This window comes from Dellaglioa sp. CoH-56-MRSF-14 (assembly GCF_056782115.1).
The window spans coordinates 155,121-176,951 of sequence record NZ_JBXAYB010000004.1; the positions used below are offsets into that span (position 1 = coordinate 155,121).

A 21,831-nucleotide genomic window follows, 5' to 3' on the forward strand; every position below is an offset into this window, starting at 1 on the left:
CATTTTAAATGAAATTCGTTTTTTTGCGTATTTAAATATAAGAGGGAGGTGGATAAGATGGATCAAATAAAAAAAATTTGAATTGAATATCGAAAAATTATCATTATTTGTGTGGTATCTGTAATAGCATTGACCATTTTTTCAATAGTTACACAACATAAAAGTAGCAAAACAGATGATATGTTAGTTAATAGTATTACTAGTACGTCGTCTAGCTCGGAAAAAAATATATCAAGCCATTTAGAAACCTCAAATGGTGGGAAAATCGTTGTGGATATCAAAGGAAATATAAAAAAACCAGGTATATACACAATGAAAACAGGAATGAGAATTAGTCAGGTAATCGATTTAGCTGAGGGATTTTTATCTAACGCTGATCAGAAACAGATTAATTTAGCTCAAAAAGTAACAGATGAGATGGTTATATATGTTCCGGCAAAAGGGGAAGTAAAAGAAAATAAAGTAGCAGCTACTACTGCCCAAGGATCTTCTGTTATGGATGCAGGGTCTACTACAGGAACTCAGGATAAATCGAATGATGAATCAACGGTTAATTTAAACACCGCAACGAAAGAACAACTGCAAGGGTTGACTGGAATTGGACCAAAAAAAGCAGAACAAATTTTACAATATAGAGAAGAACATCAATCGTTTAAAACTACGGATGAATTAAAAGAAGTTGGCGGCATCGGTGATAAAACATATGAAAGTCTAAAGGACTCATTAGCGGTCTAACTTTTTTTAAAGATTTATTTTTGATATACTATAAAAAAATGAAAGAAGGAAATACCTAAATGCCTGATAATAGAATTCCTTGGGATCAATATTTTATGACGCAAGCTGCATTACTATCATTAAGAAGTACATGTGAAAGATTATCTGTTGGTGCGATACTTGTTAGAGATAAACGGATTATTGCAGGCGGATATAACGGCGCTGTTTCAGGGGATGTACATTGTATAGATGAAGGTTGCTACCTTGTAGACGGACATTGTGTACGAACGATTCATGCAGAAATGAATGCAGTTTTACAGTGTGCAAAGTTTGGCTCAGCGACAGATAATTCAGAAATTTATGTGACAGATTTTCCTTGTTTACAGTGTACAAAAATGCTACTTCAATCCGGCGTGAAAAAAATATATTATTTACGTAATTATCATAATGATGATTATGCCATATCACTATTAGAAAGAAATAATGTTATTTTTGAGCAAGTAAAAGTTGATAAAAATTATATTGAAGAAATTGTTCTGAATAAAATATTTTCAGAATAAAATCAGTTGAAGCAGTTGATCTATTTTTTGCGACGTTAGTTATTGGAATAACAAGTTTATATGTTGTAAATTACAATCCTATTTGGATTATTTTCGCTATCGTTATTTTTATACGAATTATTACGTTAAAACGTTCGATAACTTTTTATATTTGTTGTGTCTGTATTTTAATTTTTGGTATTTATTTTTACAGTAATGCGAAGGAAAGCCAGAAGCAAGTTGTAGTTGAAAAAGAGGTACAAAATGTTAATGTGAAAATTTACCCTGATGATTATTCAATCAATGGTGATTTGGTTAGTTTTGATGGACAAATAATTTCTAATTCACAAAAAATTCGAGGATTTTATAACTGTAAGTCACAAAATGAACTCAATAAGATTAAACATAATAAACACACTAAAATTATAAACGTTGATGCTAAGCTACAAAAAATTAAATCAGCGACAAATGAAAACGAGTTTGATTATCAAAGTTTTATGCGAACTAAATCAATTTACAATAGTATGACTATTATAAAAGTTAATAATAGTGAAAAAAATGTCATGAATTTATCGCTTGAATCCGTGATAAGTAAGTTACATGAATTACGAGCAGAATTAAAAAGTTATTTTAATTCTTTATCCAATCCGTTAGATAAATTTTTGAATGCTTTGGTAATTGGTGATAAGACTCAGGAATTCAATCAGGATTTAGCCTCTATAAGACAATTAGGATTAATTCATTTATTCTGTTTATCGGGTTTACATGTATATTATTTTGTGATGTTAATAAGAACGTTAGGAAATAGACTATTAATCCCACGTGAGACAGTAGCCAAAGGATTACTTTTTTTACTTCCATGCTATTTAGTTATTGCAGGGGAATCTAGTAGTTTACGACGTGCAATTTTTATGTGTATGGTTCAACTTATTTGTGAACTAATTGATAAACCTGTCCAAGGGATTACGGTTTGGTGTTTCGCTTTGTTAATAGGATTGGTGATTGAACCACAAGTACTGTTCACATTTGGCGGTCAGTTGAGCTATCTAATGTCATTACTACTAATCTTTATGGAGAATAAAGGTACTTTTGAATCAGGTATTTGGCTAAACTTATTTAGTTTGCCATTTATTTTTTTCAACGTTTATCAGTGGAATGTTCTATCAATTGTACTTAGTATTTTTATTATTCCTATTTTTGAATTCTTAATCCTACCAATTGTAATTTTTGGAGGAATGGTTGGGATTCATTTTAAGGTTGTTATGGATGGGATAAATACTGTATTAAAAACGTTTATTTATTTTTTTGATGAACTAGCACGTTTACCATTAACGATAACGTTTGGTAAACCCAGTTTAAATATGTGCATGCTATTTTTCATGTGCACCTTAACATGTTTTTTACATCCTTCGTGTATTAAAAGATGGGCAATATTAGTTAGTTTCTATGTTATGGTATTTCTATGGATCCATTTTCCAATTCGGCAAGAAGTCGTTTTTTTTGACATTGGTCAAGGGGATTCAACATTGATAAGAAAGCCGTTTAATAGGCAAATTACATTAGTAGATACAGGCGGTAAAGTTCATTTTAAGATGGATAGCTGGCGAACTAGAAAGGAGTATCAAACTTCTGGTGAAAAAATTATTACTAATTATTTATTAAGCAAAGGAATCAGTCATATAGACTATTTATATTTGACGCATCAAGATGCAGATCATATAGGTAATTTTCCGTCTATATTAACCAAAATAGACGTCGATAGAATGATTGTTCCATCTGGAATGGAACAACTGCCACAATTCATTAAAAAAATAGAATCTACTCGACCGCCTAAAATGGTGATACCTATGACAGATAATAGTAAAAAACAGGATGCTGAATTGATGATTCTACATCCTTTTAATCAAGGTATAGGAAAAAACGAAGATTCTCTTGTTTTATTTGGAACAATCGGGAAATATAGCTATCTTATTACTGGCGATTTGGACCGAGCTGGTGAAAAAAAGGTTATTCAAAAATATCCCAATTTACAAATATCAATTCTTAAAACAGGTCATCATGGCAGTAAAACTGCGACTGATCCAATATTTATTGATCAAATAAAACCGAAGTTAGCGGTGATTTCTGCTGGTAAGAATAATAGATATGGCCACCCACATCAAGAAACATTAGATACTTTGAAAAAATATCGAATACCGTTTGTTAGTACAGCAGAGCATGGTATGATAAGAATCAGCAAGTTTCAAAATTATAAAGAAAAATTAGAAGTTTTTAACAATGAAAAGAGCTGATAAATATGAATTCACAGGCAATAATTTCAACGTTATCTCTTGAAAATGTGAAGCCAGTAAATCTTGTCTTAGGTAATGAGACTTATTTAATGGAAGATGTAAAAAAAGCATTTACTGAGTTGATACCTGAAGAAGAGAGAACGATGAATTTAGGTAAATATGATATGGAGGAGGTTCCGTTGGCTAAAGCATTAGATGATGCGATGTCTGTTCCTTTTTTTGGTGATAAGCGCTTAATTTTTATTCAAAATCCTTTTTTTCTAACGTCAGACACTAAAAAAAGAAAAATTGAACACGATATTGATGGTCTTTTATCTTATTTAGCTCATCCGGAACCAACAAGTATTGTAGTTATATTTGCGCCTTATAAAGAATTAGATGGTCGTAAAAAGATTAGTAAGATGCTTAAAAAATTTAGTCTAGTTATTGATAATCAACCGTTAAATGAGCGTGCAACGCGACAGTTTATAGCCCAAGAGATGGCTAACAAATCATTTGAAATAGATGAAAACGCTTTGGAATTATTTCTAGAAAGAACCAATACAGAATTATCAACAATCATGAATGAATTGCCAAAGTTATTTTTGTATAATTTTGAAACCCACCGAATTACATTATCATCTGTTGAAAATTTAGTTTCTAAAACTTTAGAACAAAATATATTTGATTTAGTAGATGTTGTTATTTCAAATAATATTGAAAAATCAGTAACGTTGTATCATGATTTAATTTTACAAAATGAAGAGCCAATTAAGATAAATGCAATATTATTGGGACAATTTAGATTATTATTACAAGTGAAAATTTTGCAAGATAAAGGTTACTCACAAGGAGATTTAGCTAGTGTTTTAAAAGTGCATCCTTATCGAATTAAGTTGGCACTTCAAAAGATAAAGAAATTTAATAGAAGTGATTTGAGGAAAATTTATTTAGCGTTAATTGATTTAGAAAAAGCAATGAAGACGACACAACAAGATCAAGAAGGATTATTCTCATTATTTATGCTTCAAATTAATCGTATAGATGTATAAAATAAAAAATACCCAGTAGATTATTAATCTACTGGGTATTTTTCTGAAAACTTATTTAGCGTAACGAGCAGCCATACGAGACTTATCACGAGCAGCTTTGTTTTCTTTGATCAAACCTTTAGAATGTGCTTTGTCGATTGCAGTAATAGCAGCTTTGTATAAAGCATCTACATTATCGGCACCAGCAGTCTTAGCTTGTTCAAACTTCTTTACAGCAGTACGCATTGTGCTTAATTGAGCAGCATTTTTAACGTTTGCTTTTTCATTCGTTTTTACACGTTTAATTGCAGATTGAATAATTGGCATTTAAGTCACCTCCACTTATCATGATCACCTTATTGGTTCTCAACAAATATTTCAACAACCATTATTATACCTAACCAAATTAGTTAATGCAATGAAAACTTGTAAAGGATTTTTACTTGATAGTAATAATTAGATAAGAGAAGTTATAAAAAACTTGCAATATACTCTAAATTTTAGTAAGGTTAGATTTGTTCCAAGTAACCTTTAACTTAGTTTGTTGACGTCTCACCGACGACTTACTCGGTTTTAGGCATTTAGATTCAGAAAGGTGGGAAACACTAATGGCAATTACAAATGAAAAGAAAACAGAAATTATGAACGAATATGCTCGTCAAGAAGGCGATACAGGTTCTGCTGAAGTACAAATCGCTGTACTTACTGCAGATATCGTTGAATTGAATGCACATATCGGCGTTCATAAAAAAGATTTCGCTTCACAACGTGGTTTGATGAAGAAAATCGGACATCGTCGTAACCTTTTAGCATATTTACGTAACAAAGATATTCAACGTTACCGTGAATTGATCCAACGCTTAGGTCTTCGTCGTTAAAACTAAAAGCAAAACTCTTAATAAGAGTTTTGCTTTTTTTATTTTTAAAATTTAAGATATGTCTACTATAAGTGAGTTAAATGTAAAACGTTCATAAATTTTATGGTATAATTGAGATTCAAATAAAGAAAAAGAAGGTTTTTTTCAATGGACGGATATAGAGTTGCGGTTGTCGGTGCTACAGGCGCTGTTGGAACACGAATGATTCAAATGCTAGAAGAAACAAGTTTACCCATCAATAGTATTAAATATTTGGCATCTAAACGTTCTGCAGGACAAGTATTAAAATTTAAAGGTCAGGATGTTATCGTAGAAGAAACAACATCTGATTCTTTTGAGAATGTTGATTTGGCTCTATTTTCTGCTGGCGGTAGTGTATCTAAAAAGTTTGCACCTGAAGCAATTAAACGTGGTGCAGTTGTTGTAGACAACACTAGTGCGTTTAGAATGGATCCTGATGTCCCACTAGTAGTTCCTGAAGTTAATGAACAGGCACTTTATGAACACAAAGGACTAATTGCTAACCCAAATTGTTCAACTATCCAAATGGTAGTTGCACTAGAACCAATTCGTAAAAATTACGGTTTAAAGAAGGTTGTTGTTACAACAATGCAAGCTGTTAGTGGTGCTGGAAACTTAGCTATTCAAGAATTAAAAGATGAAACACAAGCTTATCTTGATGGCGAAGAGATGGAAGCAAAGATTTTACCAGCTTCTGGTGATAAAAAGCATTATCCAATTGCATTTAATCCACTACCACAAATTGATGTTTTTGAAGACACAGGTTATACACATGAAGAATGGAAAATGATTCATGAAACGAAGAAAATAATGTCTAATCAAGATATTCAAGTTACTGCAACATGTGTACGTGTACCAGTTGTTGTTAGCCATTCGGAATCTGTTTGGTTTGAAGTTGAAAGTCATGATGCTTCTGTTAAACAAATTCAAAATATTCTTGCAGATGCACCCGGTGTGGTTTTACAAGATAATCCGGAACAACAGATATATCCACAAGCAATTAATGCCACTGGTAAGAAAGATACATTTGTTGGTCGTGTTAGAGCTGATTTAGAACAGGATAATGCCTTCCAATTATGGGTCGTTTCGGATAATTTGTTAAAAGGTGCTGCATGGAATTCAGTTCAAATTGCTGAAAAATTGCATGAATTAGATTTATTAAGAGTTCCAAAGTAAAAAGAAAGGAGTGAATTAAGCGAATGTTTGAAAATGTAGATATAATGACAGCTATGGTCACACCATTTAATGATCAGAATCAAGTGGATGAAGATCGCTTAATTAAATTAATTGAACATTTAATTTTAACAGGTTCAAAAGGTATCCTGGTTAATGGTACTACGGGCGAATCGCCTACGTTGAATCATTCTGAAAAATTAAATTTGATTAAAAAAACAGTGGCAATAGTTAATGGTAGAGTTCCAATTATGGCTGGTACAGGATCAAATAATACTATGGAGACAATTGATTTTACCAATGAGGTAGCCGCTATTACTGGTGTGGACGCAGCTTTAGTTGTTGTGCCATACTATAATAAGCCTAATCAAAAAGGTATGATTGCTCATTTTGAAGCAGTTGCAAATGCTTCGAAATTGCCTATTTTCATTTATAATATTCCGGGTCGTACAGGCGTAACTATGACTGTTGAAACAATTGTTAAGTTATCTAATAATAATCATATTATTGGTATTAAAGATTGTACAGGTAGTGAAAATTTAAGTCGTATTGTTGAACAAACGCCAGATGATTTCTTGGTGTATACTGGTGAAGATACGGATAGTTTGACTGCAAAAATCTTAGGAGCAAGTGGTGTTATTTCTGTTGCAAGCCATATATTTGGTATTGAAATGACTAAAATGTATCAAGCTGTACAAGATGGAAATATTAAGCTTGCAGGAGATATTCAAAGAGAGTTGACGCCAAAAATGGCTGCACTTTTTTCTCTTCCATCTCCTGGACCAGCTAAAGCAGCTTTAAATTACAAGGGTATCTTAGTAGGTGGGTGTCGTTTACCAATAGAGGCATTAACTGACAATGAAATAAATCAACTAGTGAAAATACTAAAAATATAAAATATGTAAGAGGTGAAGTAATGAGTAAAGTTAAAATAATTCCACTTGGTGGCGTTCGAGAAAATGGTAAAAATATGTATGTCGTTGAAGTGGATGATGATCTATTTATTTTTGATTCTGGATTAATGTATCCAGAAAATGGCTTATTAGGGATTGATATTGTAATTCCTGATTTTAGTTATTTGAGAGAAAATAAAGAACGAATTGTAGGTGTTTTCTTAACACATGGGCATGCAGATGCAATTGGTGCATTACCATACTTTGTGAGTGAATTTGATGTGCCTGTTTTTGGATCAGAATTAACAATTGCATTAGCAAAAATTAATATTGAAAATGATCCTAAGGCAAGTAAATTTTCTGATTTTCACGTTGTTAATGATCAGACTGAGATTGATTTTGGTAAAACGACAATTTCATTCTTTAAAACGACCCATTCAATTCCTGAATCATTAGGAATCGTTTTAGGTACTGATGAAGGGCAGATTGTTTATACAGGTGATTTTAAGTTCGATCAAGCTGCGGCACCAGTTTACCAAACAGATTTTGGACGTTTAGCTGAGATTGGTAAGAATGGTGTTTTAGCGTTATTAAGTGATTCAGCTAATGCTGAGAACCCATTCCCAACAGTCAATGAAAGTGCAATTGACGAATACATTAATGAAACATTTGAATATCAAAAAGGTCGTATTATTGTTGCCTGTGTGGCATCAAATATATTACGAGTACAACAGATACTAAATGCTGCAAAGGAAAGTCATCGAAAGGTTATATTAACAGGACACGATGTTGAAAAAATCGTTAAAACAGCTATGGATTTGAAGAAATTAGTTCTTCCTGATGAAAATTTAATTGTTCCAATGAGTGATATTAGCAAATATGACGATGATCAACTAATTATATTGGAAACAGGTAAAATGGGTGAACCTTTAAAATCATTACAGCGAATGGCTTTAAATCAACATTCAACTGTTAATATTCATGAAGGAGATCTTGTTTTCATTACGACAACAACGTCAAAAGCTATGGAAACTAATGTGGCAAAGACAAGAGATCTCATTTACCGAGCAGGAGCTGATGTGAAAGCAATTTCTGATGAATTAAATTCTTCAGGTCATGCTGGTCAAAATGATTTACAACTAATGATCAATTTAATGAAACCAAAATACCTGGTTCCAATTCAAGGTGAATATCGATTACTTGCGGCACATGCTGATTTAGCACATACATTAGGAATGCCATATGATCATATCTTTATTACTGGTAAGGGTGATGTTTTAAGTTATTCTGAAGGAAAAATGAATTTAGGATCGCAAGTTGAAGCAGGAAATACCATGATTGATGGTATTGGTGTTGGTGATATTGGAAATATTGTACTGAGAGATCGTAAAATACTTTCTGAAGATGGTATTTTTATTGCAGTCGTCACAATTGATCGTAAAAAGAAAAAAATCATAAACAAGCCTAAAATTACATCAAGAGGATTTGTTTATACAAAAACGAGCCTTGATTTAATTGAAAAGAGTGCTGAAATTGTGTCAGAAACAGTACAAGATAATTTGAACAATAAAGAATTTGATTGGGGACATTTAAAACAAGATGTTCGTGAAAAAATGAGTCATTTCCTATATGAACAAACAAAACGACGTCCAGTTATTTTACCTGTTATTATGGAAATTAATCAGTATCATAGAAAATCAACAAAGTCTAAAGAAGTTAAACCGGCGGAAACAAAAAATAACGAAAAATAATCAAAAAGGGATAACACAAATGTTGTTATCCCTTTTTTTAGAATAAATAGAGGATATTATGGCAGAAATTATTCCGTTTCCCGACCAAGAGAAACAAAATTATCAGTTAGCAAAAAAGGCTGTAAGTGACAAAAATTATCAACTAGCATCACAATTATTCACAAAAAATTATGATGGTCATCGTAGTTTTAAAAATAATAAATTATTGGTTAATTCTCTAGTTTTGGATGCTCAATTTCAAGAAGCGTTAATTATCGCTGACGAATTTTATAGCGATTACTTAAAACGTGGGGATCAATTTGCAGTTTATTTAAATATACTGTTAAAAAACAATAAATTTATTCGAGCTTGGCAATTGGTTAAAGAGCAACCTTTTGCCACATCACTAGTTTTGGATGCTGAAAATGAATGCCGTGAAAAATTCGATAAACAACTTAGACAAAATGAACGTCAATTTGCACACTTAGGTTCAGTGGACTTTTTTGGACAGCAACAAATTGTTCAAAGTGGACTGGTACTACCTAAAAATGAATTCTTAGATGCTTGTCAAAAAATATTTATGGATAAAGACGTACATCCAATTATAAAATCAAGTCTATTGCAAGAGGTACAAAAGATACCTAATAATATTGAAATAATAAACTATTTATGGGTTGATGGAACTCAGAAAAAAATTGACGTAAAAAAATTAGTTGCAAATGAAAATGAACCTGTATTACTGACAATTAATCAATTAACAAAAAATGATGAGGGAACTATTGATGTACAAATGAATAATTCTTTAAATCATATGTTAAATTTAAAATTGGGGATGATTTATCCTTTTGCAAGTGATTTTTTGGGTATTGAGAAAGAATGGATTGAATTAGTAAAAAGTGAGTTAGGTATGGAATCCACTTTTAAAAGGACTGAAAATTTAACGTATATGGTTGAATTAAATGCATTACTTTCGAAAGAATTAACTGAAATTATGAATTAATGATTAGGTAAAGCTAGCCGTTTACAGTAATCTATGATATTCTAATAAAGAATCCAAAATTTCACTTAGATTTAGTTGTATGAGCGTAGATTTAACCAGGTTATTTTAAGACGAGATAAAAAGTTTCAGTATTCTTTAAATAGGTATTTACAAAACTCTAAACAGTCTATATAATATTTTAAGGATTCTTCTTTATTTGATGATAATGTATTTTGTTATTAAATAAAGAAGTAGTATAATAAAAACAAAGAATCATCAGGGTTAGATTTTCTAAAACTGTTTTATTCTTACAAAAACACTAGGAGGCTCTTATTCATGGCAAAAGAACATTACGAACGAACAAAACCCCATGTTAATATTGGTACTATTGGACATGTCGATCATGGGAAGACAACTTTAACAGCTGCAATTAGTAAAGTATTATCAGACAACGGTTTCGGTGAAGCAGCAGATTTCGCTTCAATCGATGCTGCACCTGAAGAACGTGAACGTGGTATTACTATCAATACTGCCCATGTTGAATACGAAACAGCTGCACGTCATTACGCACATATCGATGCTCCAGGACATGCTGATTACGTTAAAAACATGATCACTGGTGCTGCACAAATGGATGGTGCTATCTTAGTTGTAGCCGCAACTGATGGCCCTATGCCTCAAACACGTGAACATATCTTACTTGCTCGCCAAGTTGGTGTTGATTACCTTATCGTGTTCTTAAACAAAACTGATTTGGTTGATGATGAAGAATTATTAGACCTTGTAGAAATGGAAGTTCGTGAATTATTAAGCGAATATGATTTCCCAGGCGATGATATTCCTGTTATCCGTGGTTCAGCTCTTAAAGCCCTTGAAGGCGATCCAGAAGCTGTAAAACAAGTTGAATTATTAATGGATACTGTTGATTCATACATCCCAACACCAGTTCGTCCTACAGACCAACCATTCTTAATGCCAGTTGAAGATGTATTTACAATTACTGGTCGTGGAACTGTTGCTTCAGGTCGTATCGATCGTGGTACAGTTAAAGTCGGAGACGATATTGAAATTGTTGGTTTACATGAAGATGTTCTTAAAACAACAGTTACAGGTATCGAAATGTTCCGTAAAACACTTGACGAAGGTGAAGCCGGCGATAACGTTGGTGCTTTACTCCGTGGTGTTGATCGCGAACAAATCGAACGTGGACAAGTTCTTGCACAACCTGGTTCAATCAAAACTCACAAATTATTCAAAGGCGAAGTTTATATCCTTTCTAAGGAAGAAGGTGGACGTCATACTCCATTCTTCTCAAACTACCGTCCTCAATTCTTCTTCCATACAACTGATGTTACTGGTGTTATTGAATTACCAGAAGGTGTAGAAATGGTTATGCCTGGTGATAACGTTACATTTACAGTATCATTAATCGCCCCAGTTGCTATTGAAAAAGGTCTTAAATTTACTGTTCGTGAAGGTGGCCGTACTGTTGGTGCCGGAGTCGTTTCAGAAATTGATGATTAATTTTTAATTAATTAAAAAAAGAAATTCGGAAAGCTTTTGCTTTTCGAATTTTTTTTTATAACCATTTACAATCTAGTAATGATACGGTAAAATAGACAAGTATATAAATAGTACGAATATAAAATTTTTGTTCTACCGGAGGGAAAACAATGTCAGCAAAATTTGAAAAAACAGGTAAAAACAATGGAGAAATAACATTCGAAATTGAAACTGATAAAATTAAAGAAGGATTGGAAAAAGCTTTCTTAAAAGTTAAGAAAGATTTAACTGTTCCTGGATTCCGTAAAGGAAAAGTTTCACGTCAAGTATTTAACAGAATGTATGGTGAAGAATCATTATACGAAGATGCTTTAAACATTCTATTGCCAGAAGCATACGAAAAGGCACTTGAAGAAGTTAAAGTATCACCCGTTGATCAACCTGATATTAACATTGATAGTTTAGAAAAAGATTCTACATGGGTCCTTAAAGCTAAAGTTACACTTCAACCAGAAGTTGAATTAGGTGACTATAAAGGATTAACTGTTCCTAAACAATCACGTCGAGTAACTAAAAAAGACGTAGAAGATAGTTTAGAAGCAAAACGTCAACAACAAGCTGAACTTGTACTTAAAGAAGACGAAGCAGCTATTTCTGGCGACACTGTTATCATTGATTTTGAAGGTAAAGTTGATGGCGTTGCATTTGATGGTGGAAAATCAGAAAATTATACTCTTGAATTAGGTTCAAATTCATTTATTCCTGGATTTGAAGACCAATTGGTAGGACATAAAGCTGGAGAGGATGTTGACGTAAAAGTTACATTCCCTGAAGATTACCAAGCTGAAGACTTACGTGGTAAAGAAGCAGTATTTGCTGTTAAAGTTCATGAAGTCAAAGGCAAAGAACTTCCAGAAATGGATGATGAATTTGCTAAAGATGTTGATGAAGAAGTTAATACGCTTGAAGAATTACAAGCAAAAACAAAAGATCAAATTAAAGAAACAAAAGAAGCTGCAGCTAAGGAAGCAATTCAAGATGCAGCAATTGAATTAGCAGTTGATAATGCTAAAGTTGATGAAATTCCTAATTCAATGATTGAAGAAGATGTTCATCGCCAAATGGATCAATACCTTGCAAATATGCAACAACAAGGAATTGACACAAAGATGTACTTCCAATTAACAGGAACAAGTGAAGACGATTTACACAAACAATTTGAAGAAGGCGCAGAACGTCGTGTTAAAACAAATCTTGTGTTAGAAGCTATCGTTGCCGCTGAAAAAATTGAACCTTCTGAAGAAGAAGTTTCATCTGAAATATCAAACTTAGCAGAACAATATGGTATGGAAGAAGAAGCAGTTCGTTCTGCTCTTTCAGACGATATGGTAAAACATGATATTGCTATCAAGAAAGTTGTTGACGAGTTAGCTGACTCAGCAGTTGAAGAAGCAAAAATGAAAAAATAAATAATTAATCGGATATTTTGATTAATCATTTTGAATGAATGAGATTGAAGCGAGTTTATTAGCTTCAATCTTTTTTGTTAAATACATTTGAACGTAAATATTCGCGAAATATTGCTTTATTTGGTACTATAGGTATGCATAAAGTAAAAGATGAGAAGAAAAATACGAGGTGGTAAAATGTTCGAAAATACTGAAGAAGGCGGACCCGTAAATTGTTCTTTTTGCGGTAAGTCACAAGATCAAGTAATGAAAATCGTTGCTGGACCTGGTGTTTATATTTGTAATGAATGTGTTGATTTATGTAAGGAAATTATCGACGAGGAATTCAGGGAACAAATGGATTCTGAACCATTACTTGTATTAAAACCACAAGCAATTATGAATAAATTGAATGATTATGTAATTGGGCAAGATCAATCTAAAAAAACGTTGTCAGTTGCGGTTTATAATCATTATAAACGAGTTAATCATATGCTTGAAGTTGACGAAGATAATGACGAAACAGAATTACAAAAAAGTAATATTTGTTTAGTTGGTCCTACGGGATCAGGTAAGACATATTTAGCACAAAGTTTAGCTAAAATTTTAAACGTACCATTTGCTATTGCAGATGCCACTACTTTAACTGAGGCTGGATATGTTGGTGAAGATGTTGAAAATATCCTTTTAAAATTATTGCAAAGTGCAGATTATGATGTTGCAAAAGCTGAAAAAGGAATTATCTACATTGATGAAATCGATAAAATTGCTAAGAAGAGTGAGAATGTTTCAATCACACGTGATGTATCAGGTGAGGGTGTTCAACAGGCACTTTTAAAGATTCTTGAAGGTACTATTGCAAGTGTTCCGCCTCAAGGTGGACGTAAACACCCACAACAAGAATTAATTCAAATAGATACTAAGAATATTTTATTTATTGTTGGTGGGGCATTTGCTGGAATTGAAACAATGGTCAAAAATCGATTAGGCGATAAAACGATTGGTTTCGGTGCTGAATCCAATTCTGAAACTATTGATGAACAAAATAGTGTTATGCAACAAATTATTCCAGAAGATTTATTAAAATTTGGATTAATTCCTGAATTTGTTGGTCGTTTACCAATTATGACAGCTTTAGAAGAATTAAAAGAAGAAGATTTAGTTCGAATTTTAACGGAACCTAAAAATGCATTGGTTAAACAATATACAAAACTTGTTGAATTAGATGGTGTGACGCTTGAATTCGAACCTGAGGCATTGTCACGAGTTGCCGAACTTGCTATTAAGCGAGATACTGGGGCACGAGGTTTGCGATCTATTATTGAAGAAACAATGCGTGATGTTATGTTTGATATTCCAAGCCAAGAAGACATCGAGCGCGTAATTATCACTAAAGCAACAGTTGATCAAACTGATGGTCCTGTAATAATTAAAGGGAGCAAGAAAGCAGCATCTTAAAGTCTTGTTAGAGTATAGTCATTTAAAGACTGTCAAATATAGTGAGTACACTCTAAAAAAAAGACATAGTAATGAATATAAATGTAGTATAATGAATTTAAGGTTAATAATTTTAATAAATAATAAAGGGTGGACGTCATGAATAAAACAATAAAAAAAGCGATTTTGTTCGGATTTTCTGGGGTATTGTTGGGTGGACTTGGGTTATTCAATAAGTCTGTTGAAGCTAAGGCTCCTGCAAATAATATTGGGTACAGTGTTCAAAGTATTCAATCTGATAAACAAGTTAAAGCTAGTTTGAAACAATCATACTTTGATTTGAAATTGGATGCTAAGGAAAAAGAAACGATTTCAGTTAAAATCTTTAATTCATCAGACAAAGCATTAAAAATTCGTAATGCTGTTTATACAGCATCTACAAATGATAATGGTCAGCTTGAATATGCAAAAGAATTAGCAAAAAAGAATATTGATAAATCAATGAAATATCCTTTAGCTTCACTTACTAAGTTAGATTCAGGTAGTGTCGTAACAGTTCCTGCTAAAGGAAGTAAAATCGTTAAGGCTACAATTACTATGCCAAAAGATAGTTTCAACGGTGTTTTGTTAGGTAGCTGGTATTTTGAAAAAGTTGATAATTCAACTAAAGAAACAAGTAATAAAAAAGGGATTTCAATTTCAAATGCATATTCATATGCAATTGGAATTAAAATTTTAGAGAAGAAGACGGTTGAACCAAATATGAATTTATTATCAGTTAAAGCTGGTATGAGAAACTATCGTAAAGGTGTATTCCCTGTATTCCAAAACGATAAAGCCGTAATTATTCCTAAATTAACAATTAAATCTGAAATTATGAAAAAGGGTTCAACAGATGTTTTAGAAAATACAACATTAAAGAACCTATCAATGGCTCCTAATTCAAATTTCAAATTCCCAATGCTTTATGACAAGGGTCAATTAGAAGCTGGAGACTACACATTAAAGGCTGTAGCAACAAGTGGTAAAAACACTTGGAAATTCAATAAAAACTTCACAATTACAAATGATGATGCAAGTAAGTACAACAAAGATGCTATTGGAGATCCACAAAAAGCAACAAATCCGCTATGGTATGTTGCTTTAGGTCTTGGTCTCGCAATCCTAGTGATACTAATCTTTTTCCTTATTAAAAGATATGTTGATAAGAAAAAAGCTGATAAGTAAGTATTTAATATTATTATTTATTTTATTTTTCAGTATGCTCGTGACACTTAAAAGTGTGTCTGCAGACATAACGTATGGGTACAGTACGTTACCTAATACGGTTAACAAATATGTTAAGAAAAATAATTCAGAATTTGCAATTTATTCTGATAGTAATAATAGAGAATCACCTTATTTGCAAATAATCGCAACTGATGGATTGACACCATCATGGCAATTGAAAGGTAGGCTACAATATAAGTCAAACGATATTGTACATGTTGACTTATTTCGGCCAAAGTTACAGTCTGGATTAAAGAATATGCCAAGAACTTATGGTGATCTAATTTCTGGAGATTCAACTAATATAACAGCAAATGCTAAAGATAGTAGTGGGGAATATTTATTTTATTGGCCCAATACTTTAATTCAGATTTTGACAACGCATGTGGTAACATATTCGGAAGTACAAATAATTTGGATTATCCAAACGGCAGCAACAAAATAAAAGCTTTACAACATCGAATTATTTAATTCATGTTGTAAAGCTTTTTGATTCAGATTAAGTTACATTAACACATTTTTATATGGTAAAATGGTTTGAGTATTGAAAGGAAGGTGTTTAATATGGATGTTCATAATGTTGAACTTGTTATGAGTGCCGTTGCACCAGCACAGTATCCAACAGATGGTATTCCTGAGATTGCACTGTCAGGACGTTCTAATGTTGGAAAATCATCATTAATAAATACGTTAATAAATCGTAAAAGTTATGCGAGAACTTCTAGTCAGCCTGGAAAAACGCAAACATTGAACTTTTATAACGTGGAACAAAAATTATTTTTCGTAGATGTTCCAGGATATGGATATGCAAAAGTGTCAAAAACAGAACGTGCAAAGTGGGGACAAATGATTGAAACCTATTTAGCAGAACGTACTTCTTTAAGAGGGGTCATTTCATTAGTTGATGCTCGACATGAGCCAACAAAATTAGATGTTCAAATGGTTGATTTTCTTCACTATTACGATATTCCTGTATTGGTTGTTGCGACAAAGAGCGACAAAATTTCTCGTGGTAAGTGGAATCAACATGAGAGTATCATAAGACGTTCATTGTCTTTGACACCTGAAGATGATTTTGTTTTATTTTCGGCTCAAGACAAATCTGGAAAAGAAGAGATTTGGCAATGGATTGAAAGTCATACAGAACTAGGAGAAAAAAATGGAATTTAATGAATATCAAGAAGCAGCAAATCGCACATTATATGGAACTGAACAAGTTTTAACAAATTGTGCATTAGGTGTTGCGGCTGAAGGTGGACAATTAGTTGATTTAATTAAAGATTATACTTTTAAAGGTCGAGAATTAGATAAAGTGAAATTAACTAAAGAAATGGGAGATGTACTTTGGTATTTATCCCAAATTGCTGAATGGGCCGATATTGAATTTGATGATGTTGCAAGAGATAATATTTTAAAATTAAATAAACGTTACCCAGATGGATTTAAAAAATAAAAAAATTCAGATAAGTTTATAACTTATCTGAATTTTTTTATTTTTTAGGTTTCGATTCTTTAACATCAGAACTAGGCTTCTCTTCCGTTTCTGAAGACTTAAGTTCAACTTTAGCAGGATCTTTAGGGTCAAGTGCAAATTTATCAAATAAACTTTCCAAGTTATCTTGGCGTTGGATTTTTAAGCTCATAATTGTAGCCTCCTTATGTAAATATAGAATAACAGTTTATTAAAATGAATACAAGACAACTGATTAATGCATAAAAAGCGCTTTAAATAACTTTTATATGTATAAAGTCATTTATTATATGTATTTAATTGCATAAAAAATCTTTGTAGCATATAATCGATTTATTCACTAATAAGAGAAATTAAAAAAGAGGAGTAAATTGATGCAAATAAATAAAAAATGGTTTATAGGTATATTAATCGCATTTTTCATGATGTTAGTTGGTAGTAATCAAGTAAGTGCTGCAACTGGTAACTCTTTACAGAATGTTAAGGATAAGGGAACGTTAGTACTTGGAACAAGTCCAGATTATCCACCCTATGAATTTCAAACAACAGTTAATGGCGATGATAAAATCGTTGGATTTGATATTTCAATTGCACAAAAAATTGCTAAAGACATTGGAGTTAAGTTAGTAATTAAGAAAATGGATTTTGACTCATTACTTGTTGGCTTAGAAACTAATAAAATTGATATGGTTATTTCAGGTATGAATCCGTCGGATGATCGTAAAAAAAGTATTGATTTTTCAGATGTTTATTACAATGGAAAACAAATGATGTTGGTTAATAAGACTGATGAAGATAAATATAAGACTTTAAATGATTTTTCTGGGCTATCAGTTGGGGCTCAAACTGGATCGCTTCAATATACAATGAGTAAAGAACAAATAAAAAATGTGAATATTAAAGGGTTGGCTAAAGTAACCGATTTAATTTTAGCGCTTAAAAGTGGTAAGGTAGCGGGTGTTGCCATGGAAGAACCAACTGCTAAAGCATACGCACAAAATGATAGTTCATTAGCAGTTGTTAATCCTGGATTTATCTCAGCGCCTGATGCAAGGGGAGCTGCAGCCGGATTTGCAAAGAATTCCGATACTTTGGTGGCAGCTGTAAATAAGTCTATTAAAGAAATTAAAAAGAAAAATTTAATAAATACGACATATTTACCTGAGGCTAGTAATTATTTAACAAAAAATACATCGGATAACACAATGATTCACTATTGGAAATATTTTGCCAAAGGAATTGGTTATACTTTATTAATAACGGCGGTTTCAGTTATTGTTGGTGTTATATTAGGAACGTTGCTAGCACTCATGCGTTTGGGCAAAAATAAAGTGATTAAAGTAATTGCAGTATCCTACATTGAATTTGTTCGTGGAACGCCTCTAATGATTCAAGTGATGTTTGTGTACTTCGGTATTGGAATGTTAGTAAATATTCCAGCGCTAATTGCAGGTATTATTGCTGTATCGCTTAATTCAGGCGCATATATAGCTGAAGTAATACGATCGGGAATCTCTTCTGTTGATGATGGACAAATGGAAGCAGCAAGAAGTTTGGGGCTTTCACAGAAAGAGACGTATCAGTCTGTTATTATTCCACAAGCACTAAAAAATATTTGGCCAGCTCTGGGAAATGAATTTATAACATTAATAAAAGAAAGTTCAATTGTTTCTATTATTGGTGTGACTGATTTAATTTATCAGATGAAAATGGTTCAATCAGCTACTTATAAAGGTATTGCGCCTATCTTTGTTGCAATGTTAATTTACTTTGTTTTAACATTTAGCTTATCTAAATTATTAAATTACTTTGAAGGGAAGATGAAGCATGTCTAAAATTATTGAAGTTAATAAATTAAGAAAATCCTTTGGAAAAAATGATGTTTTAAAAGATATTTCTGAATCAGTTGATAAAGGACAGGTTATCTGTGTGATTGGACCATCAGGATCTGGTAAAAGTACCTTTTTACGTTGTCTGAATCTACTTGAAGTTCCTACATCAGGGGATATTTTATTCGAAGGTGAAAATTTAACAAGTTTAAATGAAAAAGACTTAAATCAATTGAGAGAAAAAATGGGGATGGTTTTTCAAGGTTTTAATTTGTTTCCAAATATGAATGTAATTGAGAATATAAAATTGGCTCCCATGAAAGTTAAAAATATATCAGATAAAGAGTCAGCTGATATAGCTACCAATTTATTAGAAAAAGTTGGATTAGCAGATAAGGCACTACAATATCCAGATAGTTTATCTGGTGGTCAAAAGCAACGAGTTGCGATTGCCAGAGCATTAGCCATGGATCCAGAAGTACTCTTATTCGATGAGCCAACTTCAGCATTAGATCCTGAAATGGTCGGAGAAGTACTTAAAGTTATGAAAACGTTGGCTAGTGACGGAATGACGATGGTAGTTGTGACACATGAAATGGGTTTTGCTAGAGAAGTAGCAGATCAAATTTGGTTCATGGATCAAGGATATATTCAAGAAAAAGGACGTCCAGAAGATGTTTTTGATCATCCGACGTCAGAACGTGCGCAAGATTTTTTATCAAAGATATTGTAAAAAAATAGATTTCAGATAGACTCCCGTCTATTTGGAATCTATTTTCTTTATTCAAACGCTTGTTCGGGGTATAATTAAAGCATATATTAACGTAAAGAAGGTGCCTCGATTGGCTTCAGAGCATATCGAAAATAAATTAGCATTATTACCAGCATTACCAGGATGCTATATCATGAAAAATTTAAATAGTCAGATTATTTATGTTGGGAAAGCAAAAAATTTAAAAAATCGGGTGCGTTCTTACTTCAAAAGTGCGCATGATGGAAAAACAGCTAAATTGGTTTCTCAAATTGTTGATTTTGAAACAATTATTACATCCACTGATAAAGAAGCATTTCTGTTGGAAATTACTTTAATTCAAAAACATCAGCCGTATTATAATATAAAATTAAAGAAAGGTACTGGATATCCATATATTAAAATTACAAATGAAAAAGACCCAATGATGCAAATCGTTAGTCAGGTTAATAAGGACGGTGGATTTTATTTTGGTCCTTATCCAAATGTTTATGCAGCTCAGGAAACATTGCAGTTTTTACAAAAAGTTTATCCTTTAAGAAGATGCAATGGATTTCAGAAGCGACCATGTTTGTATTATCATATGGGGCAATGTTTAGGCTCTTGTTTTAAAGAAGTTCCGCATGAAAAATATGAGGCTCAAATAAAAAAAATCAAATCATTTTTAAATGGTAATGTGATTGTAGCAAAACAAAAACTAAAAAAAGAAATGAGTAAGGCAGCGGATGAAATGTTATTTGAACGTGCCGCTGAATTACGTGATCAAATTCATTTTATTGAAGTTACTGTTGAAAAACAAAAAATCATTTCAAATGATAATACACCTAGAGATTTGTTTAATTTCTATCTGGATAAAGGTTGGTTGTCAATTCAAGTTTTCTTTATTAGGCAAGCACGATTAATGAAGCGAGAAAAAAGACTTTTTCCAATTGTAACAACGGCTGAAGAAGAAATGGCAACTTTTATCCTTCAGTTTTATAATCGAAAAAATAATGTGTTACCAAAAGAAATATTAGTTCCAGCAGGAATTGATACAGATATCTTATCTGATATCTTACAAGTACCAATTCGGACACCACAACGTGGGCAAAAAAGTGAACTTTTAAAATTAGCTAAAAAAAATGCTCGCTTAGTTCTTGAAGAAAAATTCAGATTACTAGAATTAGATGGGCGCAAAACAACTGGTGCCATGAAAGAAATTACAGACGCTATGGGGATTCCAGAAGGTCATCGAATAGAATCTTTTGATCACTCACATATACAAGGGACTGATCTGGTATCAGCCATGGTTAGTTTTATTGATGGTAAACCTGAGAAGAGCGAATATCGCAAATATAAGTTGAATACAGTTGATCATGCGGATGAAGCAGCAAGTACACGTGAAGTTGTTCGCCGACGTTATACACGTCTTTTGAAGGAAGGTAAGCCTATGCCAGATTTAATTTTAATGGATGGTGCTGAAATACAAATAGAAGCTGCAAAAGACGTTTTAAGTAATGAATTAGATTTAATGATTCCAGTAGCGGGGATGGTTAAAAATAACAAGCATAAAACATCTGATTTAATGTTTGGTGATGCTGATCAAAGACTATCATTGGATCCAAAGAGTGAAGGGTTTTACCTTTTACAAAGGATTCAAGATGAAGTCCATCGATTTGCCATTACCTTTCATCGTCAAGTTCATTCAAAGAACTCACTTAGTTCTCGTTTAGATTCTATCCAGGGTGTTGGGCCAAAAACCAAAACGAAATTGTTAAAAGAATTTGGGTCGATGAAACATATTAAAGACGCTTCAATGGAAGAGTTACAAGGATTAGGTATTTCAAAGACAGTCGCACAAACAATAAAATTATCATTATAAATTTACAAAAGGAGTCCTTAATGACAGAGATTTA

General features: G+C 32.4%; 21 protein-coding genes. 19 read left to right on the forward strand and 2 right to left on the reverse strand.

The genetic code is table 11. The features are described 5' to 3' along the window. Positions 1-180: 180 nt before the first annotated feature. The 4 genes from AC1RPX_RS05915 to holA all read left to right on the forward strand — a co-directional run bounded on the left by AC1RPX_RS05915 (position 181) and on the right by holA (position 4,575). Positions 181-735 (forward strand): helix-hairpin-helix domain-containing protein, encoded by a 555-nt coding sequence (locus tag AC1RPX_RS05915; protein ID WP_481762189.1) that lies wholly within the window; start codon positions 181-183, stop codon positions 733-735. Between the two features lie 59 nt (positions 736-794). Next, positions 795-1,274: a ComE operon protein 2 gene (locus AC1RPX_RS05920; RefSeq protein ID WP_409022402.1), complete on the forward strand. Its 480-nt coding sequence runs from the start codon at positions 795-797 to the stop codon at positions 1,272-1,274. Between the two features lie 251 nt (positions 1,275-1,525). Further along, positions 1,526-3,544, forward strand: coding sequence for a DNA internalization-related competence protein ComEC/Rec2 (locus tag AC1RPX_RS05925; protein ID WP_481761708.1), 2,019 nt, complete (start codon positions 1,526-1,528; stop codon positions 3,542-3,544). Positions 3,545-3,549: 5 nt separating this feature from the next. Continuing rightward, positions 3,550-4,575 carry a DNA polymerase III subunit delta gene (holA, locus tag AC1RPX_RS05930; RefSeq protein ID WP_481761709.1) on the forward strand — a complete coding sequence of 342 codons (1,026 nt, stop codon included), beginning with the start codon at positions 3,550-3,552 and terminating at the stop codon, positions 4,573-4,575. A gap of 51 nt (positions 4,576-4,626) precedes the next feature. Here holA and rpsT read toward each other — a convergent pair whose 3' ends face one another. Beyond that, entirely contained in the window at positions 4,627-4,881 is a 255-nt protein-coding gene (rpsT, locus tag AC1RPX_RS05935; protein WP_409022404.1) for a 30S ribosomal protein S20, read from the reverse strand. A 281-nt stretch (positions 4,882-5,162) separates the two neighbouring features. On the opposite strand from rpsT, the gene rpsO reads away from it, so the two are divergent. The 12 genes from rpsO to AC1RPX_RS05995 all read left to right on the forward strand — a co-directional run bounded on the left by rpsO (position 5,163) and on the right by AC1RPX_RS05995 (position 17,338). Continuing rightward, positions 5,163-5,432, forward strand: a complete 270-nt coding sequence (rpsO, locus tag AC1RPX_RS05940; RefSeq protein ID WP_409022405.1) for a 30S ribosomal protein S15 — start codon at positions 5,163-5,165, stop codon at positions 5,430-5,432. Positions 5,433-5,579: 147 nt separating this feature from the next. Next, the gene (locus AC1RPX_RS05945; RefSeq protein ID WP_481761710.1) at positions 5,580-6,629 is read left to right on the forward strand and encodes an aspartate-semialdehyde dehydrogenase; all 1,050 of its coding nucleotides are present in this window, start codon (positions 5,580-5,582) and stop codon (positions 6,627-6,629) included. Between the two features lie 23 nt (positions 6,630-6,652). Further along, the gene (dapA, locus tag AC1RPX_RS05950; protein ID WP_481761711.1) at positions 6,653-7,522 is read left to right on the forward strand and encodes a 4-hydroxy-tetrahydrodipicolinate synthase; all 870 of its coding nucleotides are present in this window, start codon (positions 6,653-6,655) and stop codon (positions 7,520-7,522) included. Positions 7,523-7,542: 20 nt separating this feature from the next. Then, entirely contained in the window at positions 7,543-9,270 is a 1,728-nt protein-coding gene (locus AC1RPX_RS05955) for a ribonuclease J (protein ID WP_409022408.1), read from the forward strand. A 58-nt stretch (positions 9,271-9,328) separates the two neighbouring features. After that, positions 9,329-10,249: a hypothetical protein gene (locus AC1RPX_RS05960; protein WP_481761712.1), complete on the forward strand. Its 921-nt coding sequence runs from the start codon at positions 9,329-9,331 to the stop codon at positions 10,247-10,249. Positions 10,250-10,564: 315 nt separating this feature from the next. Then, positions 10,565-11,752 (forward strand): elongation factor Tu, encoded by a 1,188-nt coding sequence (tuf, locus tag AC1RPX_RS05965; RefSeq protein ID WP_409022410.1) that lies wholly within the window; start codon positions 10,565-10,567, stop codon positions 11,750-11,752. A 149-nt stretch (positions 11,753-11,901) separates the two neighbouring features. After that, positions 11,902-13,200, forward strand: coding sequence for a trigger factor (gene tig, locus AC1RPX_RS05970; protein ID WP_409022411.1), 1,299 nt, complete (start codon positions 11,902-11,904; stop codon positions 13,198-13,200). Between the two features lie 177 nt (positions 13,201-13,377). Next, positions 13,378-14,637, forward strand: coding sequence for an ATP-dependent Clp protease ATP-binding subunit ClpX (gene clpX / locus AC1RPX_RS05975; protein WP_409022412.1), 1,260 nt, complete (start codon positions 13,378-13,380; stop codon positions 14,635-14,637). A gap of 138 nt (positions 14,638-14,775) precedes the next feature. After that, positions 14,776-15,843, forward strand: coding sequence for a WxLIP family cell surface protein (locus AC1RPX_RS05980; protein ID WP_409022413.1), 1,068 nt, complete (start codon positions 14,776-14,778; stop codon positions 15,841-15,843). A 55-nt stretch (positions 15,844-15,898) separates the two neighbouring features. Continuing rightward, positions 15,899-16,330, forward strand: coding sequence for a hypothetical protein (locus tag AC1RPX_RS05985; protein WP_481762411.1), 432 nt, complete (start codon positions 15,899-15,901; stop codon positions 16,328-16,330). A gap of 119 nt (positions 16,331-16,449) precedes the next feature. After that, a complete protein-coding gene (yihA, locus tag AC1RPX_RS05990) occupies positions 16,450-17,055 on the forward strand; it encodes a ribosome biogenesis GTP-binding protein YihA/YsxC (protein ID WP_481761714.1) in 606 nt (201 codons plus the stop codon). Further along, positions 17,045-17,338 (forward strand): nucleoside triphosphate pyrophosphohydrolase family protein, encoded by a 294-nt coding sequence (locus AC1RPX_RS05995; RefSeq protein ID WP_409022416.1) that lies wholly within the window; start codon positions 17,045-17,047, stop codon positions 17,336-17,338. The genes yihA and AC1RPX_RS05995 overlap by 11 nt, the downstream gene beginning before the upstream one ends. A gap of 37 nt (positions 17,339-17,375) precedes the next feature. Here the strand turns inward: AC1RPX_RS05995 and AC1RPX_RS06000 are convergent, their stop codons facing one another. After that, positions 17,376-17,528, reverse strand: a complete 153-nt coding sequence (locus AC1RPX_RS06000; protein WP_409022417.1) for an SPJ_0845 family protein — start codon at positions 17,526-17,528, stop codon at positions 17,376-17,378. Positions 17,529-17,730: 202 nt separating this feature from the next. Between AC1RPX_RS06000 and AC1RPX_RS06005 the strand changes: the two genes are divergently transcribed. The 3 genes from AC1RPX_RS06005 to uvrC all read left to right on the forward strand — a co-directional run bounded on the left by AC1RPX_RS06005 (position 17,731) and on the right by uvrC (position 21,797). Continuing rightward, positions 17,731-19,191 (forward strand): ABC transporter substrate-binding protein/permease, encoded by a 1,461-nt coding sequence (locus AC1RPX_RS06005; RefSeq protein ID WP_481761715.1) that lies wholly within the window; start codon positions 17,731-17,733, stop codon positions 19,189-19,191. Continuing rightward, positions 19,184-19,918: an amino acid ABC transporter ATP-binding protein gene (locus AC1RPX_RS06010; RefSeq protein WP_409022419.1), complete on the forward strand. Its 735-nt coding sequence runs from the start codon at positions 19,184-19,186 to the stop codon at positions 19,916-19,918. Before AC1RPX_RS06005 ends, AC1RPX_RS06010 begins: the two co-directional genes overlap by 8 nt. A 109-nt stretch (positions 19,919-20,027) precedes the next feature. Further along, positions 20,028-21,797 (forward strand): excinuclease ABC subunit UvrC, encoded by a 1,770-nt coding sequence (gene uvrC / locus AC1RPX_RS06015; RefSeq protein WP_481761716.1) that lies wholly within the window; start codon positions 20,028-20,030, stop codon positions 21,795-21,797. Positions 21,798-21,831 lie beyond the last annotated feature (34 nt).